The organism is Microvirga sp. GN3 (assembly GCF_055792825.1).
The window spans coordinates 16,623-43,288 of the sequence record NZ_JBVVAK010000071.1; the positions used below are offsets into that span (position 1 = coordinate 16,623).

The 26,666-nt window shown below is 59.1% G+C and carries 23 protein-coding genes and 3 pseudogenes; 14 read left to right on the plus strand and 12 right to left on the minus strand.

The features are described from left to right. Nucleotides 1–96: 96 nt before the first annotated feature. Nucleotides 97–1,101, minus strand: a complete 1,005-nt coding sequence (locus tag ACS5Q1_RS27680; RefSeq protein WP_473101194.1) for a substrate-binding domain-containing protein — start codon at nt 1,099–1,101, stop codon at nt 97–99. A 178-nt stretch (nt 1,102–1,279) separates the two neighbouring features. Between ACS5Q1_RS27680 and ACS5Q1_RS27685 the strand changes: the two genes are divergently transcribed. Genes ACS5Q1_RS27685 through ACS5Q1_RS27695 form a run of 3 tightly spaced genes read left to right on the plus strand, consistent with a single transcriptional unit; the run spans nt 1,280 to nt 4,516 of the window. Then, on the plus strand, nt 1,280–2,317 hold the full coding sequence (locus ACS5Q1_RS27685; protein WP_473101195.1) for a LacI family DNA-binding transcriptional regulator: 1,038 nt from the start codon (nt 1,280–1,282) through the stop codon (nt 2,315–2,317). Nucleotides 2,318–2,355: 38 nt separating this feature from the next. Continuing rightward, nucleotides 2,356–3,804: an FGGY-family carbohydrate kinase gene (locus ACS5Q1_RS27690; protein ID WP_473101196.1), complete on the plus strand. Its 1,449-nt coding sequence runs from the start codon at nt 2,356–2,358 to the stop codon at nt 3,802–3,804. Between the two features lie 13 nt (nt 3,805–3,817). Then, nucleotides 3,818–4,516, plus strand: a complete 699-nt coding sequence (locus ACS5Q1_RS27695; protein WP_473101197.1) for a class II aldolase/adducin family protein — start codon at nt 3,818–3,820, stop codon at nt 4,514–4,516. Between the two features lie 344 nt (nt 4,517–4,860). On the opposite strand, the gene ACS5Q1_RS27700 is transcribed toward ACS5Q1_RS27695, so the two are convergent. The 4 genes and pseudogenes from ACS5Q1_RS27700 to ACS5Q1_RS27715 all read right to left on the minus strand — a co-directional run bounded on the left by ACS5Q1_RS27700 (nt 4,861) and on the right by ACS5Q1_RS27715 (nt 7,309). Next, nucleotides 4,861–5,319, minus strand: a complete 459-nt coding sequence (locus tag ACS5Q1_RS27700; RefSeq protein ID WP_473101198.1) for an SgcJ/EcaC family oxidoreductase — start codon at nt 5,317–5,319, stop codon at nt 4,861–4,863. A gap of 214 nt (nt 5,320–5,533) precedes the next feature. Beyond that, nucleotides 5,534–5,800: an outer membrane protein gene (locus ACS5Q1_RS27705; RefSeq protein WP_473101199.1), complete on the minus strand. Its 267-nt coding sequence runs from the start codon at nt 5,798–5,800 to the stop codon at nt 5,534–5,536. Next, nucleotides 5,779–6,198, minus strand: a complete 420-nt coding sequence (locus tag ACS5Q1_RS27710) for a hypothetical protein (protein ID WP_473101200.1) — start codon at nt 6,196–6,198, stop codon at nt 5,779–5,781. Before ACS5Q1_RS27710 ends, ACS5Q1_RS27705 begins: the two co-directional genes overlap by 22 nt. 140 nt (nt 6,199–6,338) lie before the next feature. After that, nucleotides 6,339–7,309, minus strand: a pseudogene (locus ACS5Q1_RS27715) (IS5 family transposase). A gap of 69 nt (nt 7,310–7,378) precedes the next feature. Here ACS5Q1_RS27715 and ACS5Q1_RS27720 point away from each other — a divergent pair. The 3 genes from ACS5Q1_RS27720 to ACS5Q1_RS27730 all read left to right on the plus strand — a co-directional run bounded on the left by ACS5Q1_RS27720 (nt 7,379) and on the right by ACS5Q1_RS27730 (nt 9,726). Continuing rightward, nucleotides 7,379–7,972 (plus strand): DUF1612 domain-containing protein, encoded by a 594-nt coding sequence (locus tag ACS5Q1_RS27720; protein WP_473101201.1) that lies wholly within the window; start codon nt 7,379–7,381, stop codon nt 7,970–7,972. 339 nt (nt 7,973–8,311) lie between these two features. After that, nucleotides 8,312–8,830: a hypothetical protein gene (locus ACS5Q1_RS27725; RefSeq protein ID WP_473101202.1), complete on the plus strand. Its 519-nt coding sequence runs from the start codon at nt 8,312–8,314 to the stop codon at nt 8,828–8,830. A 266-nt stretch (nt 8,831–9,096) separates the two neighbouring features. Further along, entirely contained in the window at nt 9,097–9,726 is a 630-nt protein-coding gene (locus tag ACS5Q1_RS27730) for an NAD(P)-dependent oxidoreductase (protein WP_473101203.1), read from the plus strand. 273 nt (nt 9,727–9,999) lie between these two features. Here ACS5Q1_RS27730 and ACS5Q1_RS27735 read toward each other — a convergent pair whose 3' ends face one another. The 7 genes and pseudogenes from ACS5Q1_RS27735 to ACS5Q1_RS27765 all read right to left on the minus strand — a co-directional run bounded on the left by ACS5Q1_RS27735 (nt 10,000) and on the right by ACS5Q1_RS27765 (nt 18,681). Further along, the gene (locus ACS5Q1_RS27735; protein ID WP_473101204.1) at nt 10,000–10,968 is read right to left on the minus strand and encodes an IS5 family transposase; all 969 of its coding nucleotides are present in this window, start codon (nt 10,966–10,968) and stop codon (nt 10,000–10,002) included. 218 nt (nt 10,969–11,186) lie between these two features. Then, nucleotides 11,187–13,466 carry a xanthine dehydrogenase family protein molybdopterin-binding subunit gene (locus ACS5Q1_RS27740; RefSeq protein WP_473101213.1) on the minus strand — a complete coding sequence of 760 codons (2,280 nt, stop codon included), beginning with the start codon at nt 13,464–13,466 and terminating at the stop codon, nt 11,187–11,189. Nucleotides 13,467–13,495: 29 nt separating this feature from the next. Next, entirely contained in the window at nt 13,496–14,482 is a 987-nt protein-coding gene (locus ACS5Q1_RS27745; RefSeq protein WP_473101205.1) for an FAD binding domain-containing protein, read from the minus strand. Beyond that, a complete protein-coding gene (locus tag ACS5Q1_RS27750) occupies nt 14,479–15,039 on the minus strand; it encodes a 2Fe-2S iron-sulfur cluster-binding protein (protein ID WP_473101214.1) in 561 nt (186 codons plus the stop codon). The genes ACS5Q1_RS27745 and ACS5Q1_RS27750 overlap by 4 nt, the downstream gene beginning before the upstream one ends. 1,931 nt (nt 15,040–16,970) lie before the next feature. Then, a pseudogene (locus tag ACS5Q1_RS27755) lies at nt 16,971–17,510 on the minus strand (transposase); the annotation flags it as partial. 328 nt (nt 17,511–17,838) lie between these two features. Then, nucleotides 17,839–17,946: pseudogene (locus ACS5Q1_RS27760) on the minus strand (sugar dehydrogenase); the annotation flags it as partial. Nucleotides 17,947–17,964: 18 nt separating this feature from the next. Next, on the minus strand, nt 17,965–18,681 hold the full coding sequence (locus ACS5Q1_RS27765; protein WP_473101206.1) for a GntR family transcriptional regulator: 717 nt from the start codon (nt 18,679–18,681) through the stop codon (nt 17,965–17,967). A gap of 551 nt (nt 18,682–19,232) precedes the next feature. Between ACS5Q1_RS27765 and ACS5Q1_RS27770 the strand changes: the two genes are divergently transcribed. From ACS5Q1_RS27770 to ACS5Q1_RS27805, 8 genes are all read left to right on the plus strand, one after another. After that, nucleotides 19,233–20,042, plus strand: a complete 810-nt coding sequence (locus ACS5Q1_RS27770; protein WP_473101207.1) for a FadR/GntR family transcriptional regulator — start codon at nt 19,233–19,235, stop codon at nt 20,040–20,042. Next, nucleotides 20,039–21,022, plus strand: coding sequence for a sialic acid TRAP transporter substrate-binding protein SiaP (locus ACS5Q1_RS27775; protein WP_473101215.1), 984 nt, complete (start codon nt 20,039–20,041; stop codon nt 21,020–21,022). The genes ACS5Q1_RS27770 and ACS5Q1_RS27775 overlap by 4 nt, the downstream gene beginning before the upstream one ends. Before the next feature lie 97 nt (nt 21,023–21,119). Then, nucleotides 21,120–21,692, plus strand: a complete 573-nt coding sequence (locus ACS5Q1_RS27780) for a TRAP transporter small permease (protein WP_473101208.1) — start codon at nt 21,120–21,122, stop codon at nt 21,690–21,692. A gap of 38 nt (nt 21,693–21,730) precedes the next feature. After that, complete coding sequence (locus tag ACS5Q1_RS27785; RefSeq protein ID WP_473101209.1) at nt 21,731–23,137, plus strand: TRAP transporter large permease; 1,407 nt, start codon at nt 21,731–21,733, stop codon at nt 23,135–23,137. Further along, nucleotides 23,134–24,183, plus strand: a complete 1,050-nt coding sequence (locus ACS5Q1_RS27790; protein ID WP_473101210.1) for an L-idonate 5-dehydrogenase — start codon at nt 23,134–23,136, stop codon at nt 24,181–24,183. Before ACS5Q1_RS27785 ends, ACS5Q1_RS27790 begins: the two co-directional genes overlap by 4 nt. Nucleotides 24,184–24,274: 91 nt before the next feature. Continuing rightward, nucleotides 24,275–25,807, plus strand: a complete 1,533-nt coding sequence (locus ACS5Q1_RS27795) for a UxaA family hydrolase (RefSeq protein WP_473101216.1) — start codon at nt 24,275–24,277, stop codon at nt 25,805–25,807. 34 nt (nt 25,808–25,841) lie between these two features. Beyond that, the gene (locus ACS5Q1_RS27800; RefSeq protein WP_473101211.1) at nt 25,842–26,126 is read left to right on the plus strand and encodes a hypothetical protein; all 285 of its coding nucleotides are present in this window, start codon (nt 25,842–25,844) and stop codon (nt 26,124–26,126) included. A 233-nt stretch (nt 26,127–26,359) separates the two neighbouring features. Then, nucleotides 26,360–26,666 (plus strand): HWE histidine kinase domain-containing protein (locus ACS5Q1_RS27805; RefSeq protein ID WP_473101212.1); only part of this gene is annotated, 307 nt, incomplete at its 3' end.

The following is a 26,666-nucleotide window of genomic DNA, read 5'->3' on the forward strand; positions in this document are numbered from 1 at the left end:
CTTGATCAGTAAGATTTACGGTGCGGCGAAACCTAAGAAGCTTGAAGCCGTGCTGACGGAGCAGGACCCTGATCGATCCTGCTCCATGCATTTGGCTCAAAGACCAAGAGCCGCGAGTTCGTCCACCGTCTTTTCGTTGATCGCAACCAGCTTGTCGACAATGATGTCCTTGTTGGCGACGTCCGGGTGAACCACGCCAAGCCCGGGTATATCCGTCCCGTCCTTGATGGGTTCACCCTTGGCCAACATGCTGCCGAGTGTCACGAAGATTTCGCCGGCCTGTTTCGGATTCCACATGAATCCGCCCGTAAGGATGCCGTCATGGATGAGCTTGCGTCCCTGTCCTGGCGAGAAGGGGCCGAGGACGAAGATCTCGCCGCCCTTGCGGCGCTCGGCAACGGCGCGGCCCGCTCCGATCGGCCCTTGGCTGCCGAAGGCGAGGAATGCCTTCAGGTCCGGATTGGCCCGCATGATATCCAGAGCCGTGCGGCGGGAGGCGTCCACATCTTCGGCGACGCCGTAGCGCTCCCCGACGAGCTGCATCTCGGGATGGTTCTTCTTGAGGTAGGCGATTGCCGCATCGGCCCAGGCATTGTGCAGCGGCACGGTCAATGAGCCGACGAAGACGGCGTACTTGCCTTTGCCGCCCGTCTTTTCTGCAAGCAGCTTGGCGTGAGCTTCGCCGAAGCCCTGGGCCGAGGCGAGTTCGAAGTCCCAATCGACATTTTTCTGACCAGGGGATTCATGGGTGATCACCTTGATGCCAGCATCCATCGCCCGTTTCAGGATGGGCTCCAACACCTGCGCGTCGTTCGGAACGACGCCGATCACATTGACGCGCTGAGCAATCAGGTCTTCCACGGCACGAACCTGGAGAGCAGGGTCAGCGCTGGTCGGGCCGACCATGAAAGCCTTGACCCCGAGATCCTTAGACTTCTCCTTGATGCCGGCTTCCATTGCGTTGAACCATGGAATGCCGCCGATCTTGACCACGACGCCGATGGTTGGTGCGTCCTGCGCCAGGGCCGGCATTGTGCCCATCAGAGAGAAACCGGCGAGTGCGCCAAACAAGGTCCGGCGGCTGATAGTGGCTTTGAGCATTGTTTTCCTCCCAAGGAAATTCAACGAATGCGGGAGCCATTGTTTGTTGTTTGCCGGAGGACTGGCTCAAGCCCACTGACTTGACGAAAAGCTAAATCTATTTAGCAATTACGTCAACGCAGGTTGCAGGTGGTCGCGGCGCCAGTGCAGCATGAAACACCCGAGTGAATGCAGGAGCATGCCCAAGAGACAGCGAAGACGGTCGACGATATATGATATAGCAACGCAGGCAGAGACTTCGGCCTCGACAGTCAGTCTCGTCCTGAACGGATCGTGGCGGCGCTATCGGATCAATCCCGAAACAGCCAAGCGCGTTCTCGCGGTCTCGCGCTCGTTGGGGTACAATATCAATCTTCGGGCAAGGGGATTGCGGCTGAAGCAGTCGCGCCTCGCCGGCATGGTCATTCCCCACTACCGGAACCGTTTCTTCGCCGGACTTGCCGAAACATTCGAGCACGAGGTGCGCCGGCGTGGATTGTGTCCGGTGGTTGTCAGCACCCAACGCGACCCGGCTACGGAGCGTACGGTCATCGAGACTCTCGTCGCACAGCAGGTCGAATTGCTGATCATCACAGGTGTCGACGATCCGGACGAACTCAATACGATCTGCTCGAATGCGGGGGTTCCCTGCGTGAACCTTGACCTGCCCGGGCGTGGCGCCCCCTCGGTCGTATCTGATAATCGCGGCGGATCGTACAAGCTAACGACTCTGCTGATTGAAGCAGTCCGCGAGCGGGGAGGTGATCCCTCGACAATCCGCTTCGTCGGCGGCCGCCCCAATGAATACGCGACAGAGGAGCGGGCCAAGGGATTTTCGCAGGCGCTCGAGGACGCTGGCATCGCGGCCAAGGATGAGTGGATCGTTCGATGTGGCTACCAGCCGATCGCCGCTCGAACCGTCATGCAGAATTTGGCACAGGAACAAGCGGGGTTCCCATCCGGCGTCTTCGTCAACTCGATCACGAGTCTGGAAGGCTTCGCGGAATTCATGAGATCGAACTGGGAGGTCTGCCAGGACACCGTTCTATGCTGCTTCGACTGGGACCCTTTCGCTGCATCGCTGCCGCTTCCAACGATCATGATGCGCCAGAATGTGGAAGAGCTCATCCAACAGAGCTTTGCGATCTTCGACGGGACGATTCCGAACACACCGGATCCGGTCGTTGTGCAGCCGACCCTGGAGGTTAATCGAACAAAGTCAAACGTTGCCGCCTGACGCCGCGCTCATGGGGAGCATAGGAGAGGGACCGCAGAATGCAATACGAGGGGAGTGCCTCAAGCAAGCAGAAAGCTGTTGCTGTCTTTGACGTCGGCAAGACGAACGTCAAACTGAGTATGGTGTCGCCGGAGGGAAGCATTCTCGAGACCCGGTCGCTGCCGAATGCCACGATCGACGATCCGCATTGGCGACGTCATGATTTGGCCGCAACCGAGGCATGGCTCTTGGCGTCCCTGGCTGCATTCGCGACCCGGTTCGAGCTTCTTGCATTCGTAACCTCCGGACACGGATCGGCAGGGGTTCTCGTCCGTGAGGTGGAGCTGTCAGATAAAGCACCAGCCCTGCCGATGATAGACTATGAACAGGCGCTTCCGGAAACCATTCGGAATGCCTATGCCCCGCAGGCAGGCAGCTTCTTCGATCGCGGTAGCGCCGTCATGCTTGGCGCAACCCATCAGGCTCGCCAGATACTCTGGATCGAAAGTGCGGCAAAGTCAGATTTTGAAAAGGCAGACTGGTTTCTTGGTTTGCCGCAATACTGGGCGTGGCGTCTGAGTGGCGTTGCAGCTTCCGAAGTTACCTACTTGGCAGCCCAGTCTCACCTCTGGAACGTTCCCGCCGCTCATTGGTCTGAGATCGTCGATCGGCGCGGCTGGCGCCGGCTCATGCCCCCATTTCATCCGGCTTGGGATCGCCTAGGCAGCATCCGGCCGGAGCTCTCACTTCATTACGGGCTCCCGCCTGATCTTCCTGTTCTTACTGGCGTTCACGATTCCAGTGCTAATTTCTACCGGTATCAGGCAGCAGGTCTGTCCCGGATGACGGTTGTTTCGACTGGCACATGGATCGTGGCGCTCAGCGATCATGCGGATCTCACGAAGCTCAACGAGGCTCGCGGCATGACCTGCAACGCCGATGTGTGCGGACGCCCATTGGGAGGCGCCTTGACTATGGCCGGGCGTGAGTTCGCTGTCCTTACCGGCGACGGTGCAGGCAATGCAAAGTCATCCGCGAGAATTCTTCAGGCACTCATTGCGCAGGGGACTATGGCCATTCCGTCATTTGGACAGGACGACGGTCTTTTTCCGGGAAGCGCCGGAAGGGGACATATTGTCGGGCCGTTGCCGAAGAGCGATGATGAACGTCTCACACTCGCGGTGCTCTATGCCGCACTCGTGACAATCGAGTGCCTGGAGGCCTTGTCCAGCGAGGATCTTGTCATTCTCGACGGGACATTCCTTCGCGAGCCCCTCTATGCAAGCCTTGTCGCTGCGCTGCGCCCCCAATGCAAAACAGCCTTCAATCTGGACAGCAGCGGCGTCGCTTCCGGGGCGGCGCTGTTAGCCATGCACGGTATGTCCGACAAGGTAACGCCTATTACACTCAGAAAGCCCGAGTCGCTGGATTGCCCGCTCTTGCCCGAATACGCGCAGGCATGGCGTTCGCTAGCGAGCCTCGGACAGCATCATTTCCAACACACCTAGAGGGAGAGACCCCATGAATGAGGAAACACTCGCATTGCGACGTGAGATGGTCGACATCTGCCGCCGCATGAACTCCTCCGGCATCAATCAGGGCACCGCCGGAAACCTCTCTGTCCGTCACGGAAGTGGTTTCCTGATCACGCCGTCCTCGCTGCCCTACGACATCATGCGACCTGAGGATCTTGTCGAAATGGACTTCGACGGCACTTACGTGGGCCGCCGACCGTCCTCCGAATGGCGCTTCCATCGGGATATTCTGCGCGAGCGTACGGACATCAATGTCGTTCTTCATTGCCATTCGATTTACGCGACGACGCTCGCCTGCCATCACAAGACGATCCCGAGCTTCCATTATATGACCGGCGTTGCAGGTGGAACCACAATACGCTGCGCAAAATATGCCACCTTCGGCACTCAGGATTTGTCCGACAACGCTCTTGAAGCGCTGAGGGAGCGCAAGGCCTGCCTTCTTGGACAGCACGGCCAGATTTCTCTCGCTGAGAACCTGGAGGCCGCTCTCTGGCTCGCCATCGAAGTGGAAGCGCTTTCCAGGATCTATGTTCAGGCGCTGACGCTTGGAGAACCGCCAGTCCTCCCGGATGAAGAAATGGCACGTGTGATCGAGCAGATGCGCAGGATGAGCTATGGGCTGGCTCCCGACGCCGAGGGTGTCGCCGACGTGGCACGCCCGCGTCCTCAGGGGAATGCTTGAGCCCGGCCGGTTCCATAGTCAGTTTGATCCAACTCCTGTTGATCCAGCTCCTGGACGATGGATTCTGATGCGCGCTCGATCCCAGACATGACGATGCCCCCTTCACACCGATGTCCGATGAAACACGTCCTGCCCATCTGTTCGGCTGACACCGACGGAAAGTATGGATTGATCCGACTTGCTTGCTCCCACCTGGCCACCCTTCAGCAGGGCGGCCATAAGTCTCCACATGAGAACAAAGTAGTGATGGGCTAATGATGTGGGGGGTGATCATCGCGCCACCGCGGCGAAAGTCTCGGCGAGCTATTGAAGCTGTGGCCCTATGGTCACTCTAGGTCGTGCCCTTAATGCTCGGGCATCATCGAGGAATGGTGCGAGGAGATCAGCCACTTTCCGTTCTTGTATTCATAGGTATAGGTGTAGCGGGCCGGAACCTGCGAGCCGTCCTTGAACGTGAAGGTGTAGGTGCCCGCATCCACCGCCACGTTGCAGCCAACTTTGATGACGCGGCTATCAATTGTGCCACGCGGCTGGTTCTGCAGGAAGTGCTCAAAGTAGTCGATGCGCTCGGCCTGGGTCAGACGCGGCTTGTTCGACAGGGTCGGGAGCAGGATGGCATCGTCGGCATAGTTCTTCGCTACTTCCGTGGCCTTCAAGGTGACGAGGGAGGCGTTCCAGCGGTCGAAGAGTTTGGCGATGTCGGCCTCGCTGGCCGCGGCGCAGGTTTGGGACGCGGCCGCTGCCGCGGCGGGCTGGGCCTGGACGACAGCCAGGGCGAGGGTGGCGGCAATCACAAAACGCATGGGTAGGCTCCTGTCTGACGGTCCCGCCGGGCACGCCCCAGCAGCCGACCGCCATAGTCTCCTTAGTCTGGCAACCGTGGCCGAGCCCCTGTCAGATCTCACAGGCTGACGCCGTGATGACACACCTATCTTTCGGCGATAAGCCGTTAAGCTTTGGGAGAATGAAAAAGGCCCGGGGAAGCCCGGGCCTGTTCTGCCTCGAATGAGACGGGTCTTAGAAGGTATTGAAGCGGAAGTTCAGGCCAGCGCGCACAACACCGAACTCACTGTTGTTGCCGCCGCTGGTCGCAGCCGGGAAGAGAATGTCGCGGTCGCGATCGAGGTTGACATAGAGGCCCTCGATCTTGGCCGACAGGTTGTTGGTGAAGGCGTACTCGCCGCCGCCGCCCACGGTCCAGCCGTTGCTGCCATCCGCAAAGGCGAAACCGCCGGTACCGTAGATCAGGGCGCGGTCGAAGGTCACACCGGCGCGAGCCCGCACGGTGCCGAACCAGTCGTCGCTGTTGTCCTTCTCGTAACCCGGGATGGCAGCGTTGAAGCGGTAGCGGTCGCCAGGTCAGCGTACTGGATATCGCCTTCGAGACCGAGCACGAAGGAGCCGATCTGATAGTTGTATCCGACCTGACCACCGCCGACGAAGCCGCCGTTGTTGTCATCGCTGGTGAACCCGAAGACTGCATCATCGATACGGTCGTCGCTGAGCCAGCCGTAGCCGGCGTTCACACCGCCGTAGAAGCCGGTCCAGGTGAAGAGCGGAGCAGCCGCAATGACCGGAGCCGGTGGAGCCGCGCGGAGCGGAAGGTCAGCAGCCGAGGCCACAGAAACACCAACCATCGTGAGCGCCGTGGCGGCGAGCAGGCCGAGAATACGGGCTTTCATAGCATTCATCCTTTGCGCGAGGAGTCACGGGCGAAGTTTATGGGGAGCAGAACAGACCTGCGGACCACCCTCAGGGGGAAAGAGGGGCTTTGTTGCATGAATCGGATTGCGGACGCATTGAACGCACCCGTAACCCAAGTTCAAGTGATGCGGACAGACTTTGGGCGTCCAAGCTCAAGCATGCGGTTAAGGGCATGAACCGCAATCGCGATCTCGGTGGTGCGACGTCGGTCTGTCCGCGAGCGCAGCGCTTCACCGAGCACTCGTTTGAAGCGGCTTATAGATACCTCCACCAGAGCCCGACGCGTGTACCCGGATCGCTTCTGCCAGCCCACACGCCCATGCTCCGCGATGCTTTGGAGATGCCGATCGCGCTGGGTTGGAGCGCTCTCCACATCCTCGCTCAACACCGCCGTTGATCGGGGTGGAACGATCACGTCGGCATCAGGATGACGCTGGGCTACGGCGCCGTAGACGCCGGCTTGATCGTAGGTTCCATCGCCGATGAAAGAGGCAAGTGGAGCTGTGATCTGGTCGAGCAACGGCTCAACCGTTGAGCCGTCATCAACATCGCTACCCGTCAGCTCTGAGGTGAGGATCTGCCCGGTCTCAGCATCGACGCCGATGTGCAGCTTGCGCCAGGACCGGCGTCTGCGGGTGCCGTGTTTCTCAATCCGCCACTCGCCGGGGCCGCACAGCCGCAGGCCTGTGCTGTCGACCAGCAGATGAACAGGTTCGCCGCGGGGCACTGATCCTGGCACCTGCAGGGTTTCGGCACGGCGGCTCAGGGTCGAGTGATCCGGCACCGCCAAATCCAGGCTGAGGAGCCGCAGAATGGAACCGATCAGGCCCTCGGTCTGCCGGAGTGCCAGCCGAAACACCGCCCGGAGCGTCAGGGCTGTTCGGATCGCCAGAGCCGAGTGATGCGGTTGACCGCCTCGTGTCGTGCGGGGCTCAGCCCGCCAAGCGGCAATGGCTTCCTCCGAGAACCAGACTGTGAGGCTTCCACGCTGGCGCAGAGCAGAGTAGCATCGTACTCTGACCAGTTCGTCACCCGGTGCCGCTGCCTCGGAATGCGGTGACGGCGAGCGGCATTGGCTTTGAATGGCACTGGAGACATCCGACAGGAAGGACACAGGTCTCCTATATCAGCCGGTTCCGGTTACCAACTCACCTATCCATGCAACAAGGCGGCTCGCATCTGGTCTACGATCCGGATCAGGACGAGGCCGAAAACGAAGATCTGTGGCTCGACCTCGTCAAACGGACATCCCACTGGCCGGCGGTCGCTGCGGCAGCAGTCGCCTGGAATGCGTGGCTGGATCTCAACCTCTATACCCGCCTGCCGTGGCTCGGCCTGACCATGGCCGCCGCGATCCTGCGGGCACGAGGCCTGACCCATCACCTGCTGCCGCTCGCGGCCGGGTTCAAGCGCTCGAAGTTCCGGCCGCAGGCCAGGGAAGGGGCGACAGAGAAGTTGGAGGGCTTCTGCCAGGTGCTCGAGGCGGCGCTGAGCATCGCGCACAAGGATCTCGACCGGCTGATCCTCGCCCGCGAGCTGATGAGCCGGGTGACCAGAGAGTGCCGCAGCAACTCGCGGCTGCCCGAGCTGGTCGAGCTGTTCCTGTCGCGCCCGCTGGTGACGGTGCCGTTGGGCGCCAAACTGCTCAAGGTGACGCCAAAGGCCGTCGACCTGATGCTGGCGCAGCTGGGAGGCGCGCTGCCGCGGGAGCTCACCGGCCGGACCCGATACCGGGCGTGGGGTATTGTTTGAGGATCTCCTTAATCTTGACGCGGTGTTGTCATTGGCGGGCCATCTTCGGCCATCTAAGACTATGTCCCGTTCAAAGGGACGGTTGCGCATGTTGATGTGGGCTACAGTCGTTGCTTTTCTGCTCTCCCTTGCAGCTGTGGGTCCGCTACGGGAGATCTCGCCATCCTGGCTTCAAACAGGAGCTGAACTGATGGCGGTTTTCAGCCTCTTTGTCCTGGTGTGTTTTCTCGAATCCAGCGGCAGTCACTCCGACCGTTCCAAGCAGGCCTCCTGAAAATTTGGTAAGGACTCGCCGACTACGGTGCTGATCCGTCACCTTGCCTGATTGGAGACAGCGCCATGCGAAGCCTTCTGCTTGCCGCCATCGGGATTGTCCTCGTGTCCCCCGCGGCTGTTGCGGACGGCCTGAGCCTTGCAGGTTCCCTCTGGCAATGCACCCGCGCCTCTGATCGGTCCCAGTTCGTGATCACCTTCTATCCAGGTGGTGGCGTCGGGGGAGGGGAGTTCGAGAACGGTGAGGTGAGCCCCTACATTTTCGATGCCTCCCGGACGAAACCGGGCGAATGGCCGGGCAAGTGGGAGCAGACAGGGCAGCGTTTCACCTGGACGTTTCCTGATCAGAGCATCCGGATTGAAGGAAGCCTTTCACGTCCTGGGCAGGCAACTGCGCGGCTTACGGGCACCGAGACCTCGTTGGGAGAGCGCTCGGCTATCATCTGCACTGACCTGTCCAAGCTGCCAAAGATCGGGGATGGATTGGTCATCCCCAAGGACAATCGCTTCATCGACTTGGATCAGGAAGACGGCGAGCTGAAGGTGCCGGCAGGGATCTCGCTTCAGCCCGAAGATGCACGATAACGGCCAGCAGCGGGCGTTATTCACGGTGCGGTTAGGAGAATCCGTAAGTGGCTTGACGACACGCAATCAACCTTGGTTTGGCGATCGCATAAACCAATAAGCGATATCAGGTGCACCCAGTATGCGCGTCCGACGCGATCAATGCGGTCGTTGCGGCAGTCGGCTCATCGTGTAGCCGCGTGTTCTGCGGCACCGACAATAAGACCAGAACGGGGCAATCCTTCGGACCCGATCACGCTTCAACCAACCAATACGGAGAGCGATCGATGAAGGTTCTAATCGTCGGCGCGAGCCGGGGAGTGGGTCGCTGCCTTCTTGAGCGCGCTCTCGCACAACACCATCAGGTCACGGCAGCTGTCCGGAATCCCGCTGCAGTCGACATTCAACATGCGCAGCTTCACATTGTACCCTGCGATGTACTGGACACAGAGTCGGTGACCCGCGCACTCGCAGGACAGGAAGTGGTGTTTTGCACCATAGGCGATAAGTCGAGGGGACCTGCAACCCTCTATTCAACAGGTGCTCGCAACATTGTGCAGGGGATGCTAGCGCAACAGGTGCGGCGGCTCGTGTTCCTGTCGAATTTTGGGGTTCTTGGCGAGACGGCACAGGATCTTCGGGGAGCAGCGCTCCTGTTTCTTGCCAAACGCCTGATCCGTCACACGCTGGCCGATCATCGGCGGGCATTGGAGGAAATCCAGGATCATGCGCCGGAGTGGATCGCCGTGCGCCCCCTGCCTCTGACCAATGGTCCGTGGACTGGTCAATACCGGACTGCCGTCGATGGCATTCCCGCCAAGAGCACCCACATCGCGCGGGCCGATGTTGCTGATTTCATGATGCGACAAGCGACGGACAACAGCTTTCTGAATAAGGCCCCGGCTATCGCCTATTGATGGTCACCGCCGCGCGGGCTCGGGCTCAGGTCTTTCGCCAAGCGTTTGTTCGCTTTGCGATGTCTGTCTCGGCGACCTATCCTGGACTTGGGGTGATCTGCTGTCATCGCGAGAAGGCCAAAGAGCCACGCCACCCCTGCATCCATCATTGCGGCTTTCGTCGCGACAGCGCAGATCCGATAGCGTCTGAGGGGGAACGGTGCCTCAGTGCTCGTCAGGGCCTTGTTGCACGGATCCGATAGTGCACGCATCGAACGCACTGCTAAACCGATTTCAGGCGATGCGGACGGACTTCGGGCGTCCAAGTTCAAGCATGCGGTTCAAGGCATAAACGGCAATAGCGACCTCGGTGGCACGCCGGGATTCCGCCCGTGAGCGTAAGCTGTCTCCCATCACTCGTTTGATGCGGCTTACTGCGGTCTCCACCAAAGCACGGCGATTGTAACCTGACACCTTTTGCCAGCCCATGCGTCCATGCTCAGCAATGCTTTGGAGATGCTGGTCGCGCTGGGTCGGAGTGGTCTCCACATCATCGCTCAGCACTGCGGTTGACCGGGGTGGAACGATCATGTCAGCCTCAGGATGGCGCTGGGCGACAGTGTCGTAGACGCCGATTTGGTCGTAGGCACCATCACCAGTGAACGAGCCGAGTGGAGCTGCGATCTGGTCGAGCAAGGGCTCGACCTGCGCGCCGTCATCGACATCGCTCGTGGTCAGCTCTGAGGCGAGGATCTGTCCGGTCTCGGCATCAACTCCAATGTGCAGCTTGCGCCAGGCGCGGCGTCTCCGGGCACCGTGCTTCTCGGCCAACCACTCGCCAGGTCCACATAGCCGCAGGCCCGTGCTGTCCACCAGCAGCTGAAGCGGTCCTCCGGAGCTTGGACATGGCTTCGGGATCTCCAGAGTCTCGGCGCGGCGGCTTAGGGTTGAATGATCCGGCACCGCCAGATCAAGGCCAAGCAGCGTCACGATTGAGCCGATCAGCCCCTCGGTCTGCCGCAGCGCCAGCCGGAACACCGCCCGCAGGGTCAGGGCTGTCCTGATCGCCAGGGTCGAGTAATGCGGTTGACCACCGCGTGTCCTGCGGGGCTCGGCCCGCCAGGCGGCAATGGCTTGCTCGGTGAACCAGACCGTGAGACTGCCCCGCTGGCGCAAGGCCGCATCGTACTCCGCCCAGTTCATCACCCGGTACCGCTGCTTCGGAATGCGGTGACGGCGAGCGGCATTGGCTTTGAAGGGCACAGTCGAAATCTTTGGTCAGGAGCCGAATAGGCCCCCTACGCTACCCAGCCGCGGTTACCAACCCGCTCATCCATGCAACAAGGCGGCACGCTCCGGCAGCAGCCTGAGGGGGAGCGTAGTCAGCTTCTCTTCGGCTCCTTGCAGATTCCCGTGACAGTGCCCTGGCGCCGTCTATAACTGATACAGTCGTCTTCGGATGCTCGATGGTGGAACGATCCTCACATCAGCTTGTCCAGCGTAATTGGCAGCTCGCGCACGCGTTTGCCGGTAGCATTGTAGATTGCGTTTGCCACCGCTGCGCCAGTCCCGGTGATACCAATCTCACCGATGCCGCGCGCGCCCATGGGCGTGTGGGGATCGGCGATGTCGGTCCAGATCACGTCGATCTCCGGTACGTCCATGTGGACGGGCACGTGGTACTCGGCGAGGCTGGGATTCATGATGCGACCGTTGCGATCATCGAACTGTGTTTCCTCCATCAGTGCAAGCCCTAGCCCCATGATGATGCCGCCGCGGAACTGGCTGGCGGCCGTCTTAGGATTGAGAATGCATCCACAGTCGAAAGAGCCGAGGAAGCGATTGACCCGCGGCTCGCCCGTGATCGCATTCACGCGCACTTCGCAGAACATCGCACCGAAGGAATGCATCGACCAGTGCAGCATCTCAAGCGGCTGCGGCGCACGGCCCTCAACGGTCACCCCGTCACGCTGAGCACGCGCCAGGATAGACGCGTAGCTCTCGTAGCGCTCCGGCTCGTCAAGCTTGCACAGGCCGCCGTTGCGCCCACCGACCTCGTCCGCCTTGAGGCCGGCGAGCGGCGAGTCGTTCCCGGCAAGCTTCAAGAGTTTGGTGACAAGCGCGCGATGGGCCGCAATCACGGCGGCTCCAACTGAGGCGGTCTGCGACGAGCCACCGGCGAGGATCGTGCCGGGAAACGACGAGTCGCCATAGGTCACGGTCACCTGCTCGAGCGGCAAGCCAAGCCGCTCGGCCGCGACCTGCGTCTGCACGGTCGCGGTGCCCATGCCCATCTCATGGGCGGGAACCTCGACAACGATGCGCCCACCCTTCGACAGGGTGATCCGCGCAGCCCCGCCGGGCATGCGATAGTAGGGGTAGGTTGCGGTCGCACAACCCATGCCGATCAGCCATTCGCCCTCGCGCTGAGTCGCGGGTGTGGAGATTCGCCTCTCCCAGCCGAAGCGCTCGGCCCCCGCACGATAGGCTTCCACGATGTGGCGTGAGGAAAATGGTAGGCCGGAGGTGGGATCCTTCTGTGGCTCATTCCGAATCCTGAGGTCAATCGGATCGATGCCGATCTGCTCGGCCAGCTCATCGATGGCCGCCTCCAATGCGAAAGTCCCGATCGATTCGCCTGGTGCGCGCATAAAGGTGTTGGCGATCATGTTCATGTCCGCCACCTGCTGCACAATCTTGAAGCTGCCGGCCGCGTACAGGTGCCGCGCAGGAAAAGTGAACTGTTCGGGACAGTCGTTATGCGGTGTCATCGCCGCGGTGCCGGTATGGATCAGTGCGTCGAAACGCCCGTCCGCCTGGGCTCCGATCGCAACCCGCTGCTCGGTGGTGGTGCGACCGCCGACCGCCCTGTAGACGCCTTCGCGTGAAAGAACGATCCTGACCGGACGCTCTGCAAGCTTCGCCGCCGCAGCACCCAGAACTTGGTGGAACCACAGCGTCTTGCTACCGAACCCCCCACCAACATAGGGCGATGAGACGTGCACCTGCTCCTCCTCAAGTCCAAAGACCTGGGCAAGCGTCCAAGCGGCTTGGACGACGCTTTGCGAGGCGTCATGGATGGTCAGCTCGTCACCGTTCCAAGCCAGTGTCGCCGCGTGCAGCTCGATCGCATTGTGATTGTAACGCGGGGTGCGATAGATGAGATCGACCTTGTAGGGCGCGGCGGCGAGCGCGGCCTCGGCGTCACCGATCTCCAGCTTGGTCGGCTCACCCAGAATGGACTCCGGCAGGCGCGCGTGGTGCTTGGCCTCCTCGAACACAGTCACGGCTGGCTCGGTCTCATAGGTGGCTCGGATCAGTGACTTGGCGTAGTCCGCCTGCTCCTGCGTCTCGGCGAGCACGACTGCGATCGGCTGGCCGTTCCAGTGGATTCGGTCATCCTGCATGATTGGTAGGTCGCTGGGGCCGGCAGCCTTGGGCTGCTCGTTGAACACAGGCGTCGGCTTCATCCTGGGCGCATTCTTGTACGTCATCACCAGCACGACGCCAGGCGCGGCGTCCGCTTGGCTCGTGTCAAGCATCGTGATGCGGCCCTTCGCGATCGTGCTGTAGGCGAGCGCGGCATAAACCAGGCCGTCCATCGGAAACTCGGCCGCGAAGCGGGCCGCGCCCTTGACCTTGAGCTGTCCGTCAAGCCGCGATACCGGCGCGCCGATCAGTCCGTGCTTGTGATGAATCAGGGGATCGGGCTTGCCACCCGGCATCCAATTGTCCGGCGCGAGCTCGATGGCCTTCTTCATCACTGCCGTCGCGGCATCTTTGATGACGCTCATCCGCTCATCTCCACCAGTTCGGTCAGCACTGCCGCGATCGTGCGCCTGGCCAGTTCAACTTTGAACCCGTTGTACTCAAGCGGCTTGGCGTCCGCGAGTTCCACCTCGGCCGCCTTACGAAAGCTTGCCTCGGTCGCCGGCTGTTGCTTGAGCGCATCTTCCGCCTTCCAGGCACGCCAGGGCTTGGGCGCGACTCCGCCCAGTGCGATCCGCACATCCTTCACCGTATCGCCATTAATCTCGATGGCCGCGGCGACCGAGACCAGCGCGAAGGCGTAGCTCGCCCGGTCACGCACCTTGCGATAGGTGGAGCGTTCAGCAAACGGCAGCGCGGGCAGCTCGACCGCCGTGATCAGCTCGCCGGGCTGCAACACCGTCTCAATCTCAGGATGGTCGCCGGGCAGGCGGTGCAGATCAATGAACGGCAGCTGGCGTTCACCGCTCGTGCTCCTGAGGTGGACGACCGCACCGAGGGCTGCGAACGCGACGCACATGTCCGATGGGTGCGTGGCGACGCAGGATGGCGAGGTTCCCAGGATCGCGTGATAGCGGTTGAAACCCTCCGTCGCATCACAGCCCTGACCTGGCGCTCGCTTATTGCAGCGCGATCCGTCGTCATCATAGAAGTAGGTGCAGCGTGTGCGCTGAAGGAGATTGCCGCCCACTGTTGCCATGTTGCGGATCTGCGCCGAGGCTCCGGCGAGAACCGCGCGGGCGAGCACCGGATAGCGTGTCCTCACCGCGCGGTGCTCGGCGACCGCGGTGTTCTTCGCCGCTGCGCCAATCAGGATGCTGCCATCCTCGCGCTCCTCGATAGTATTTGATAGGCCGGTGACGTCAACCAGCGCCTGTGGCCGTTCGATCGTCTCGCGCATGAGATCGACGAGATTGGTGCCGCCGCCGAGATACTTGGCCCCGGCCGTGCTTCCCATATGAATTGCCTCGGCGGCGTCAGTGGCACGAGTATAGCTAAAGGGAGTCATTCAGTTGCCTCCGGATAGGTCGCGCTGATTGCCGCCACAATGCCGTTGTAGGCGCCGCAACGGCACAGGTTGCCGCTCATCCGCTCGCGCAACTCGTCATGGGTGAGTGCGATCCTCTCGGCCTCGATGTCGGCCGTCACATGGCTCGGCACTCCACGTCTGATCTCTTCGATCATGCCGACTGCTGAGCAGATTTGACCCGGGGTGCAGTAGCCGCATTGAAAGCCATCATGCTCGATGAACGCTTGCTGGAGAGGGTGCAAGTGGCTGTCATGCCCAAGTCCCTCGATCGTCGTGATTGAGCGTCCCTCGTACTGCACTGCGAGGGCCAGGCACGATAGGATGCGTTCACCGTCGACCAGTACCGTGCAAGCGCCGCATGCGCCCTGGTTGCAGCCCTTCTTCGTGCCGGCCAAATGTATATGCTCACGGAGCAGATCGAGAAGCGAGACCCGCGCATCGTCCGGCAACCGCACTTCCGACCCATTGATATTGATGAGCACGGCTGATGTCCTTTCCGGTTTGTGACGTTTAAGGCCGTCAATCCAACGGCTCAGCTTGAACAAACACCGTCCGATGCGTAAGCCACTACCCCCGCACTTGCTCGGTGGCGTGCTCATGCTCCAACTACCGAGCGTCTGGACATCCCCAGCAGACTGTTGGTGCAAAGGATCATAGCCGCCATGACAGGCACCAGCATTCCGGGTATGTTGGTCGCCACCGCAGCCTCCTGCCGATGCATCTCGCAGCAATGCATAGGCGAGTGCTTGACCCGGATTGTCGGCCGCTAGAAGCTCAGCTTCACCATATCGCCCATCCATGCTCATGAGCAGATTCGTAGCAACAGGCGGGCGGAGATTTGCAACGTGTTGCGCCCATTATGGAGCTTGGGGCGGAGTGTTCAAGCCCAAGATTAGGCAAAGTACGTTCCTAACGAAACCGCAAAAGGTCTCTGCGAAGAATACGATCACTCAGCGATTGCGGCCCGAGGCCATTCGGTCGCAGCCGCCTGGAAGTGAAGCAGAACAAGGCAGGAGTTGAGATAGCGCAGGAGGCTGAAGGTGTTGTAAACCGCGGAATGGATGTTGAGGAGTTGCTGAGCAGATCCAGATGATTTGACGCTTTGTATCTTCTGTTCTTGTCGTCGGACCACCTGATGCGAGTTCTCTACTCCGTTGTTATTGCGCAACCCCCGCTCATGAAAGGGGATGTCACGTTACCTGAGTAGAGCGGCGCTGACGGCCGATGAGGTCGGTTTTTGCACAGCCCAAGGCGCTGATGTCCCTCGACACGAGGTTTTCCCTTGACGAGCACAGGGCAGTATTTGTCGTTAATGTGCCAACCCCGTTTTCCCCATTCCTCGCCCCTCGCGCATGTCTGGGCGCGGGACGTGGCTGGGCGCGGGAACAGCTCACGGGCGCACACGCAGGATATCGTATACACACGCGCGGTGAGATAACACCTTGGGCTCTAACTAGAGGGTAAACCTGGAGACCGCCGCACGGCTGGCGCTAGGTATCAGACGTACCAGCCTCGGCTGTTTAATAGGTCAGCCCAATAGCGACGGCAATTAACACACCCAGCGTAGTCAGCCCGGCGGCTGCGCCTAGCGGCACGGCAACAGACTTCAGATCTTCAAGCATCTCAAAACATTCCAGACGTTTGATCGAATTGCTTAACAATGTGTGAAGACTGAAGGCCCAGCGTGGCCATACAATGGCAACAGGCAGCGGGACGGAAATAACAGCTTAGTTACTGGCCCTGTCTACTCCCCACGAACGCGTCTCAATCGGAACAACACAGCTTCCCGTCACAAGCTGCCGAACGTGCGTCGCGACCTGATGCTGGAACAAACATTCCACGAGAGCAGGAGGTCTATTGGACCGTTAGACAAGTCCTTGACTTCGGTTCATGCTGTGACAATGCGAGCCGCTATCGTTATGGTCAGCCTTCTCGGCATCGCGCCGGCAACCTCGCAGGAGGCTCCATCGATCTGGCGAGATCCGGATGGGGGATGCACCTACTTCAAGCTGGGAGACACTCTCAGCCTTCGCTATCAGCGTGACGGATGGCCAGACTGTCCCGAAGTGAAACGTGAGGTCAGTTCATCGCCCATGACCACTACCGGCCAACCACCTTCGGTTACCCATGACGATGTTCGAGACGTCACGCAAGCAATTGAGGGCCTGAGCCGACGCCTGGACGACGTGAAGAGGGAGGTTGAGCGCCGAGGCCGCTGGTAGTCCCGCCCGGACAGCCTCGTGGGAGCCTCAATGCTCCTTGAGCCGCCAACCCCGGCTGCGAGCATGCCGCTCCATCTCTTCGATGGTCTCCTTGAGTCGGGCGGCACCGTCAACTTAACGCGTTTCCTTGCTCTTTCCGGTGTTTAGGTCCGGAGCGGGCCACGCATTTTCAATCGCTTAGACCCGCCGGGGAATAGCGGAAAGCGCCAGAACACGGCCTTTACTCAGTTAAGTTGACGGTGTCGACCATGCCGTTTGGCCTGCCGTACCAGAGCCTGCAACGCCTTGAGATAGAGCTTCGCGTCGGTCGGATGAGTGATGGCCTTGGGCTGCACGGTGGTGTCGACGCTGATCCGCTCCAAACTGGAGGGCCGCACCGCGCCGCTTTCCAACCCGGCCTGGATCGTTTCAGCCAGCAGTTTCTCCAGTCCGTCGGGTCCGAGCCGTTTGCGCCAGCGGGTGAGCGAGCTGGGATCGCAGGGCAAATGATGCTGGAAGTACTCGCAGCCGCAGAACCATTGCCAGTACGGGTTCTCGATCCAACGCTGCACCACCGCCTCATCGGACAGGTTGAAGGTGTGCTGAAGATACGACAGCCCAACCATCAGCCGGGTCGGTTTGGCAGGCCGTCCGAGCGGGCGATAGAAGCGGCCAAACTCGTGATCGAACCTGCTCCAGTCGATCAGACCGGCCAGGCGAAAGAGCTCGTGCCGGGAATCGAGGATCTGATCGAGCCGGCTGCGGTAGAGATCGCCGGAGCTCGGCAGCGTCGGTTTGGGTCCCATGAAATACACCAGCTTTGTGCGGGTCAGCACCCAGGAACCAGCATTTTACGATGCTTCGCGAGGGCGAAGAATCCTTCTGCCCCAAGAAGTTGTGGGTTATTCAGGGCCGACTAATGTAGTGCAAGCCGGACCCCATGACTGTCGATTCCAAGGCGCGACGCGTGCAGCATGGCACGAGTGGCTGCACCGGCTGAAGCTTCGTCGGCGCCGGCGTTCCGGAGTCCGGCAAACGTTTGGATTTCAAGCTGGTCCAGTGGAGCAGTGATAAGGTCTGCCACATCAATCTCTTTTGATTTCCCCCGTTCGAAATTCCGCTCGTCTATGATGCCTAGTTAATTTTGAAATCGGCGAAGAGACTAACTCCGCCGCAAGCATAAAGTGTCTGACCCGTCACATGCGAGGCATCGTCGGATGTCAGGAAAGCGAAAAGAGCCGCAGCAAACGTGCTGTTTCCTTATTCCGGCGTGAAGATCTCAGGGTTCTGACCTGACACACGTTCCAACTCCTCCATTACCGCTTCCAAATGGATTTTCATGGCGCGTCGTGCTGCCTCAGCGTCACGAGCCTCAAGGGCATGGAGCACCTCGCGATGTTCAATAAGGGTAGCCATGTGCCGACGCGGCGAAGAGAGAAGGCGACGAGCTCGATCAATGTTTGCACGTGATACCTCGATGATCGCTGCAATCCGCGGAAGCTCCAGGGCCTCTACCAGAGTGTTATGAAAGACCAAGTCAAGGCTATGAAACTCCAATGGGTCCTTCCGCGCAACAGCCTGCTCCTGAGCCTTCAGATTACCCCGAAGTACGTCCAAGGCAGAAGGTGATAGACGGTGAGCGGCAGTCGCAGCCACCAGTTCCTCCAAAGCTTGGCGGATTAGCATGAACTCCTTGATCACAGGCAGACTTATTCGAGTTACGCGGGTGCCGCGTTGTGGCAGAACCTCAACGAGGCCTTCTATGGCTAAGCGCGCGAGCGCCTCCGAAACGGGAAACATCGAAACGCCAAGTCTGGCGCAGACGGCTCTTTTGTCAATAAATTCGCCTGGGGCGAATTCTAAAGAAATAATTGCAGTTCGCACCGACTGCTCCACCTGCTCCAAAGTACTTCCGCGGGGCCGATGCTCAAGACGAGAAAGGAACGTATATTTATCATTCTTGTCGGGCGCTTGCATGGTGCGGGAGTGTTAACAGTTACATACCTCAGACACCATAGTCGGATTAAAACGGTGATGCTCGCAACCTATTCCTCAAAGTCCAGAAAGCAGGGCAGAGTTTCTATATAGTTTGTCACTGACAAGCTGTTTTATGGATCAGATAAACGTCGTAAGCCGACCAGATTTAATCCCTGCTCGCACAACGGCCAAATACCCGGCATGGAAACTTACATGCTTGACTGTGTAAGGCATGCAGGATCTAGGCTGCTCAATCACCGAAAGTCTAAGCTGGATCGGGCAGCTTCCTTCGTGTTCTGAAGGTTGTTGGCTCCACCGAGTTCCTCTAGCTCGATCTCCATTGCCGGTAACTCCAGAGAGGACAAATTATGACGATCCTAGTCGCCTAATGTCGATAGATCAGGCGCACTATCAATCTCCCACGTTGAACTAATCTCACTTGACACACTACAGATATTGCTATCTTTTTTAAAAAAATTGGCCGGACCAATCTAGAAAAGACGGCCGTAAATAACCGGCTTGGGGCGGGAAACGATCGCAGGAGGGAGACCTTGTCACTCAAGGTCGATGAGTCACGGCGGCTTTACCGACAAATTGCCAAGCACTTACGCGATCTGATCGATAGCGGTGAGTACCCAATTGGCGGACGGTTGCCTTCTGAGCGCGAACTTGCCGATCGCCTCCAGGTCTCTCGCACTAGTGTGCGAGAAGCGCTCATTGCCCTTGAAGTCGAAGGTCTTATTCGCATCAATGTCGGTTCCGGCATCTACGTTCTGGGAACGTCAGCCTTGAGGTCGACAATACCTTCTGGCGAAACTTCGATCGAAGGCCCATTCGAAATTCTGCATGCCCGTGAGATCTTGGAGCCCTCCGTGGCAGCGGAAGCGGCCATCCTCGCAGATCCTGAGCAGCTCCGTACCCTTGATCGAATTCTTGCCCAGATGGAGAAATCTGGTGGCAATGATAAGTGGATCGCGCTTGATCGCGAATTCCACGTAGCAATCGCAGCGTCGCTGTCGAATGGGATGCTAGCCCGTTTCATTGGGCAGCTCTTTGATCAACGGATGAATCCCTACTTCCGGCGCCTCGCAAGTTATTTCGAGGATGCGAGCACGTGGAGCCAAGCGCTCGCTGAGCACAGGGTCGTCCGCGACGCCATTGCAGCCGGCGATCCTGAAGCAGCGCGGAAGGCGATGAGACAGCACTTGAGGCTTTCTCAGGAGCGCTTTTCACGAGGTTTCGGCGAAACTGCAGCGCCGTCACACCGATCGGGTAAGGTCACGCCCGTACTTCGCAGTCGAGCGGAAAGCCCGCGCGAGCTGCAAACGAAAACCAGCAGGAGGAAAATATGGCGACAATGAAATGGTCGGCGGTTGCAGCAGCTGTACTTGGCTTCGCGATTACAGGAGGCGCTGCCCAGGCCCAAACGAAGCTGAAATGGGCTCACGTGTACGAGCCTAACGAGCCATTCCATACGCAATCCGTTTGGGCCGCGGGCGAGATCGCTAAACGCACCAATGGGCGTTACACAGTCGACGTTTATCCTTCCTCGCAACTCGGCAAAGAAACCGACATCAACCAAGGTCTGTCCCTCGGCTCGGTTGATATGATCATTTCAGGTTCCAGCTTTGCGGCGCGCAGCTATCCGCCTATTGGCGTTACGTACTACCCATACGTTTTCCGGGACGCAAGCCACCTCCTGGCCTACACCAAGAGCGACGTGTTCAAGGAACTCGCCAAGGGCTACACGGACAAGACCGGGCACCAGATCCTCGCGGTAACCTATTATGGCGCACGTCACACATCCTCAAATAAGTCCATCAAGAACTGCGCCGACATGAAGGGCTTAAAGATCCGCGTTCCCGATGTTCCAGCCTACCTTGCGATGCCGCGCGCATGCGGCGCGAACACCGCTCCTATCGCCTTCGCAGAAGTGTACCTCGCGCTTCAGAACGGAACTGTCGAAGCTCAGGAGAACCCTCTGACTACGATCGAAGCGAAGAAATTTTACGAGGTACAGAAACACATCGCTCTGACGGGACACATTGTCGACCATCTTAATACTGTCGTGGCCGCTAATTTGTGGAAGAAGCTCTCCGATGAAGACAAGAAGATCTTCTCGGACGTCGCCCAAGAAGCTGCAGCCCGAGCAACCGCCGAAATTCAGACAAAAGAGAAAGAACTCGTCGGCTTGTTCAAAGAGAAGGGGTTAACGGTTTCCGAAGTCGATAAGGAAGATTTCAAGCAAACTGTCTTGAAGAACGTAACGTTCGAGTCTTTCGGGTATCGGAAGTCGGACTACGACAAAATCCAAGCCATCAAGAGTGAGCCTGCATTGTAAAAGTGGTGTTAGATCTGCCAGGGACTACAATCTCTGGCAGATCGTCGAACTGTGACGCCAGTTCCCTCAATAATGAATGAGATCAGGAGTAAACGGGATGAAAACCGAGGTTCATACTGAGATTACGGCTGAGGAACTGGCGCACGCTTTTGAGGAGCCGACTCCTGAGGTCGATCTAAAGCAGTATGGGATTGAGGATTGGGTAACATTGGCGATTTTTTGGCTCATGGCCTTCGCGGTCTTTCTACAGTTCTTTACGCGATACGTGCTCAATGACTCCTTCGCATGGACTGAGGAGATTGCGACCTATTGCCTAGTAGCCGTGGTGTTCCTTGGAGCTGCGATGTGCGTACGCATGGGGCGTCATATCCACGTTGATCTGCTCTTCCGTTATCTGCCGGCAAGGCTCGCGAGGGCGTTGGCAACCCTGATCGACGCCATCCGCACGGTTTTTTTCGCCTACGCGGCCTATCTGGTGTGGAACTTCATGGCGATCGTCGAAGGCGAGACTATGACCACTATCATGCTGCCGAAGAACTGGGTTTATGCTTGCGTCTTCGTCGGGTTCATCCTGATGTTTATCCGATCAGTTCAGGTGTCCATCGACAATTGGCGTCGTGGCTACTCAATTCTCGAGAGGCCGGAGGCTTTCGACGCAGCCCCGATCTAACAGTAACCCGACGCCCCAAGATTTGACCGGGCCCCCCCATGCTCATCCTTATCGGATCGTTTCTCGCCTTGATGCTCTTAGGCCTGCCAGTCGCCTTGGCCATGGCTGTATCGTCCGTAATTTACATCCTTGTGACAGGCACCGCGCCTGACGTCGTCATAGCTCAACGCATGATCGCTGGCGTGGAAAGCTTTCCATTGCTTGCCGTGCCGTTCTTCATCCTTGCTGGAAACCTGATGAATATCGCTGGCGTCACCGGCCGGATCTACAGCTTCGCGGTTGCACTGGTCGGCTGGATGAAGGGGGGGCTTGGACAGGTTAACATCATTGGCTCTGTGATTTTCTCCGGAATGTCCGGAACAGCAATCGCTGATGCTGCCGGCCTCGGCACGATTGAAATTAAGGCCATGAAGGACCATGGCTATTCGACCGAGTTCGCAGTGGGTGTGACTGCAGCGTCGGCAACGCTTGGGCCAATCATACCGCCGTCTTTACCGTTCGTGATCTACGGCATGATGGCCAATGTCTCCATCGGAGCGCTTTTTCTTGGTGGATTGATCCCCGGAGTCGTCATGACCCTCATGATGATGGCGACGGTGGCTTACTTTGCTCATAGGAATGGTTGGGGTAGCGACAGTCCATTCTCCTGGCGCCAACTCGCGAACGCCACGATTGAGGTCATCGTCGTCCTGATGTTCCCGGTTGCGATCTGGGCGATGGTTCAGTTTGGCCTATCAACCAATGTGGCCATTGGCATTGCCCTTGCGGTTCTGCTCGCGCTCGACTGGTACTTCGACTTCTCCGCCGTTATGGCCCTGATGGCGCCCGTTATCCTTATCGGCGGCATGACGCTCGGGCTCTTTACACCGACTGAGGCGGCAGTCGCGGCAGTGATCTGGTCCTTGTTTCTCGGGCTCGTCCGCTACCGCTCCATGACACTGAAGACCTTGGCCAAAGCGACCTTCGATACAATCGAAACCACGGCCTCCGTGCTGTTCATCGTCACAGCGGCTTCAGTCTTCGCGTGGCTCCTCACGGTAAGCCAAGCCGCTCAAATTCTATCGGATGCGATCCTTAGCATCACGCAGAATAAATGGGTTTTCCTGTTCTTGGCGAACTTGCTGATCCTGTTCGTTGGCTGCTTCATCGATACGATCGCAGCCATTACGATCCTTGTGCCAATCCTTCTCCCGATCGTTCTTAAACTCGGTATCGACCCGATCCACTTCGGCCTGATCATTACGCTGAACCTGATGATCGGGCTCCTTCACCCGCCGCTCGGGATGGTCCTGTTCGTCCTCGCACGGGTGGCTAGGCTGTCAGTGGAGCGCACCACAATGGCGATCCTGCCGTGGCTGGTTCCATTGTTGCTCGCACTGGTGGCGATTACCTACATTCCCGAGCTGACCCTCTGGTTGCCGCGAACGATGGGAGTGGCAAAGTGACTGAGACTGTCCTTTCCGCAACGCTCTTCGGAGCCGAAGATCTTCGCCTGGTGGAAGCCCCGATTGGTCCTTTAGCTCCCGGCATGGTTCGGGTGCGCTTCGGCGCAGGCGGGATCTGTGGGTCAGACATGCATTATTATCGACATGGTCGAACCGGCGATTTCGTCCTGAAATCCCCCTTAATCCTTGGTCACGAGATCGCGGGCGAGATCGTGGACATTGCCGCAGACGGTGGGAACCTCAAGATCGGCGACCGCGTCGCAGTCAACCCATCACGGTGGTGCGGTCACTGCGCGAGATGCCAGGAAGGCCGTCCGAACCTATGCGAGAACATCTATTTCATGGGATCGGCATCAAAGACGCCGCACATGCAGGGGGGCTTTGCCACATATTTTGATGCCCTCCCGGCCCAGTGTGTCAGAGTTTCGGACACTACACCAATGGCCGCTGCAGCGCTGGCAGAGCCCCTTGCTGTTTGTCTTCACGCCATCGGTCGGGCTGGCCAGGTGGAAGGGCGAAAAGCAATTGTGTTTGGCGCGGGTCCTATCGGTCTTCTGACCTTTCTGGCGGTTCGATTGGCCGGAGTATCGGAGGTCGCGATGGTCGATGTAGCCGCCGCTCCGCTTGCCTTTGCGCAGCGTCTAGGCGCTGATCATACCGTTGATATCTCTGGGGGCGAGGATGCTCTGAAAGAGCTTGCGAAAGCCAAGTCCTTCGACTTGGCCTTTGAGGTCTCTGGAACGGCCTCCGGTTTATCTTCCGCGATATCCAACGTGCGTCGCGGTGGTGCTGTTGTCCAAGTGGGCAATTTGCCTGGCGGCCAGATCCCGGTCCCTGCCAACGCTGTGATGGCTAAGGAAATAGACCTCAAGGGCTCCTTCCGCTTTGGCGAGGAATTTGAGCAAGCTGCCCGGCTCATTGACGACAGCAAAATCGATGTCCTTTCGATTGTCACCTCCGAGTGCCCGCTTTCCGAAGCTACAAAAGGTTTCCGCGCAGCTCTAGACCGGTCGCAGAGCGTTAAAGTCGTCCTGACAGCTTCTTAAGCCGGATTGCCTAATGTAAGAAATGGTTGATCGCCATCATTGTGCACCAGAGATGCTCTTCGTGAGCGGTGAGGAAGTATCTTCTATGACTATGCATCCTGCCACGTCCCATCCGGTGATTTGCCTTCACCCCCACGATCACGTGGTAATAGCGCGCGCGACGCTGTTACCGGGTGCGCAAGTTGCAGACGGTATCGCAGCCTATGACCGGATCCCGGCTGGACACAAAGTCGCTGTGCGTCCGATCGCTGCAGGCGAGGCGGTACGGCGTTACAACCAGATCATTGGCTTCGCCACAGCCCCAATCGCCCCGGGCCAGCACGTGCATGTTCATAATCTCGGCATGGGTGAGTTCACGAAGGACTATGCCTATGGCCAAGATGCCAGGCCGACAGAGTATGTCGACACCCCGGCCACCTTCGAGGGCATCCGCCGCCCGGATGGGCGTGTGGCGACCCGCAACTATATCGGCATTCTTACCTCGGTAAACTGCAGCGCCCATGCAGCCAGCCTAGTGGCAGATGTCTTCAAGCGCCACCCTTTCACCGGCTTTGATCCTCTCGCTGAATACCCGAATGTTGATGGCGTGGTTGCATTGACGCACAAGACCGGCTGCGGCATGCCGGAAGGCGAGCCCCTTCAGCTCCTGCGCCGCACACTCGCCGGTTATGCCCGCCATCCGAACTTTGCCCATATCGTGGTGCTCGGCCTCGGCTGTGAGGTGAACCAGATCAGCGGGATGTTAAAGGAGCATAAGCTCACCGACCGGATCCGCAACATGGATATCCAGAGTATGGGTGGCACCCGCAAGACAGTTGAGGCTGGCATAGCCTTCGTGAGAGAGGTCTTGGCCGTGTCGAACAGGGTGCAGCGCCAGATGGTGCCTGCGAGTGAGCTGAAGGTGGCGCTGCAATGTGGTGGCTCGGATGGCTATTCCGGCGTCTCGGCCAATCCGGCCCTTGGGATCGCGAGTGACCTTGTCGTGCGCCACGGAGGCACGGTGATCCTGTCCGAAACAACCGAGACGTATGGTGCCGAGCACATCTTCACCCGTCGGGCGGTAAGCCGCGAGGTCGGCGAGAAACTAGTCGATCTGATGCGCTGGTGGGAGGAGTACACGCACAAGCACGGAGCGGAGATCAATGCCAACCCGTCACCTGGCAATAAAGCTGGTGGGCTGACTACAATCCTGGAAAAGTCGCTCGGCGCCATGGCCAAGGCCGGCAGCACCAACCTCGTTGACGTGATCAAGTATGCCGAGCCTGTGACAGCGCGCGGCTTTGTGTTTATGGACACCCCGGGCTTCGATCCCGTCTCAGCCACGGGTCAGGTGGCCGGTGGCGCCAACGTGGTCTGTTTCACCACGGGACGCGGCAGCGTCTTCGGGTGCAAGCCGTCGCCATCGATCAAGATCGCGACCAACACGCCTCTGTACCGGCGCATGGAAGACGACATGGACGTCAACTGCGGCACAATCGTTGATGGTGAGGAGACCGTGCAGGAGGCTGGAAAGCGCATCTTTGACATGATCCTACGGGTTGCCTCCGGAGAGCGCACGAAAAGCGAGCTGTATGACTTTGGCTCCGCTGAGTTTGCGCCATGGCCGCTCGGTGTTACTGTTTGATCACGGGTACAATGCCTCATGAGAGGAGGGCAATGTGGCGGATCGCAAGCAAGGTCAGGCTAGTCTGGACCTGGGCTCAGCGGCGCAGGCTCGCAGACTAGCGGAACAGGGCCTGCATGAACAAGCAATCGGTCATAACGAGGAGGCTGATCGTTTGCTCATCCAAGCCCAGGAGATTGACCCTGAAGCTGTCGCCGAAGTGCTGCGTGAGCACGACGCTGCACGAGCACCCGATGCAAGGCTGCAATCGACGGCGGATCAGGATGTGGAGCGCGTTCTCCCGCGGATCAAACCCGGACCAGAGCAGTCCAGCGGATGATCCGAAGAGTAGATAGGACCTAGTCCTTGCACGTTCCCTGAAGGTGAACTGCCGATTTCGGTACGTTGGTCGATCGATCTTGGATGATCCTTGGCAAAACTGTGCAAGAGCCTCACGGCAGGCTCTGTTGCATTAACCTCGTGAGGCACAATCAGTAGTGCGTCTGCCGGTCTGAACACCTACTATATCCTGCGGCTTGACGGGTTAATGCAACAGAGCCGGCGCAGCAGGTGATGTCACAATTCGAACTGCGTCGCATCATCGCCGAGCAGAATGAAAGGCTGGCAGCCAATCGTCAGGTCGAGCAGCGGCAAGCTTTGCTGGTTCGCGAGCTTCATCATCGGGTGAAGAACACCCTGGCGACGGTTCAGGCGCTCGTTGGAGCCACGGGCCGCTCCACCGGCAGCTTTGACGAATTTTATCGGTCGTTCTCGCGCCGCATCGCCGCATTGGCGAAGACCCATGATTTGCTGACCGAAGACTACTGGCAAACAGCCCCGCTTCGCCAGATTGTCCTCAACGAACTCAAGCCATTCGCTG

Coding starts and splice junctions, on each gene's coding strand:
- ACS5Q1_RS27795 (WP_473101216.1), top strand. CDS start 24,275: ATGCATCCTGCCACGTCCCATCCGGTGATTTGCCTTCACCCCCACGAT.
- ACS5Q1_RS27725 (WP_473101202.1), top strand. CDS start 8,312: ATGCGAAGCCTTCTGCTTGCCGCCATCGGGATTGTCCTCGTGTCCCCC.
- ACS5Q1_RS27765 (WP_473101206.1), bottom strand. CDS start 18,681: ATGCAAGCGCCCGACAAGAATGATAAATATACGTTCCTTTCTCGTCTT.
- ACS5Q1_RS27720 (WP_473101201.1), top strand. CDS start 7,379: ATGCAACAAGGCGGCTCGCATCTGGTCTACGATCCGGATCAGGACGAG.
- ACS5Q1_RS27690 (WP_473101196.1), top strand. CDS start 2,356: ATGCAATACGAGGGGAGTGCCTCAAGCAAGCAGAAAGCTGTTGCTGTC.
- ACS5Q1_RS27685 (WP_473101195.1), top strand. CDS start 1,280: ATGCCCAAGAGACAGCGAAGACGGTCGACGATATATGATATAGCAACG.
- ACS5Q1_RS27775 (WP_473101215.1), top strand. CDS start 20,039: ATGAAATGGTCGGCGGTTGCAGCAGCTGTACTTGGCTTCGCGATTACA.
- ACS5Q1_RS27740 (WP_473101213.1), bottom strand. CDS start 13,466: ATGAAGAAGGCCATCGAGCTCGCGCCGGACAATTGGATGCCGGGTGGC.
- ACS5Q1_RS27745 (WP_473101205.1), bottom strand. CDS start 14,482: ATGACTCCCTTTAGCTATACTCGTGCCACTGACGCCGCCGAGGCAATT.
- ACS5Q1_RS27700 (WP_473101198.1), bottom strand. CDS start 5,319: ATGCGTTTTGTGATTGCCGCCACCCTCGCCCTGGCTGTCGTCCAGGCC.
- ACS5Q1_RS27730 (WP_473101203.1), top strand. CDS start 9,097: ATGAAGGTTCTAATCGTCGGCGCGAGCCGGGGAGTGGGTCGCTGCCTT.
- ACS5Q1_RS27710 (WP_473101200.1), bottom strand. CDS start 6,198: ATGAAAGCCCGTATTCTCGGCCTGCTCGCCGCCACGGCGCTCACGATG.
- ACS5Q1_RS27785 (WP_473101209.1), top strand. CDS start 21,731: ATGCTCATCCTTATCGGATCGTTTCTCGCCTTGATGCTCTTAGGCCTG.
- ACS5Q1_RS27780 (WP_473101208.1), top strand. CDS start 21,120: ATGAAAACCGAGGTTCATACTGAGATTACGGCTGAGGAACTGGCGCAC.
- ACS5Q1_RS27695 (WP_473101197.1), top strand. CDS start 3,818: ATGAATGAGGAAACACTCGCATTGCGACGTGAGATGGTCGACATCTGC.
- ACS5Q1_RS27680 (WP_473101194.1), bottom strand. CDS start 1,101: ATGCTCAAAGCCACTATCAGCCGCCGGACCTTGTTTGGCGCACTCGCC.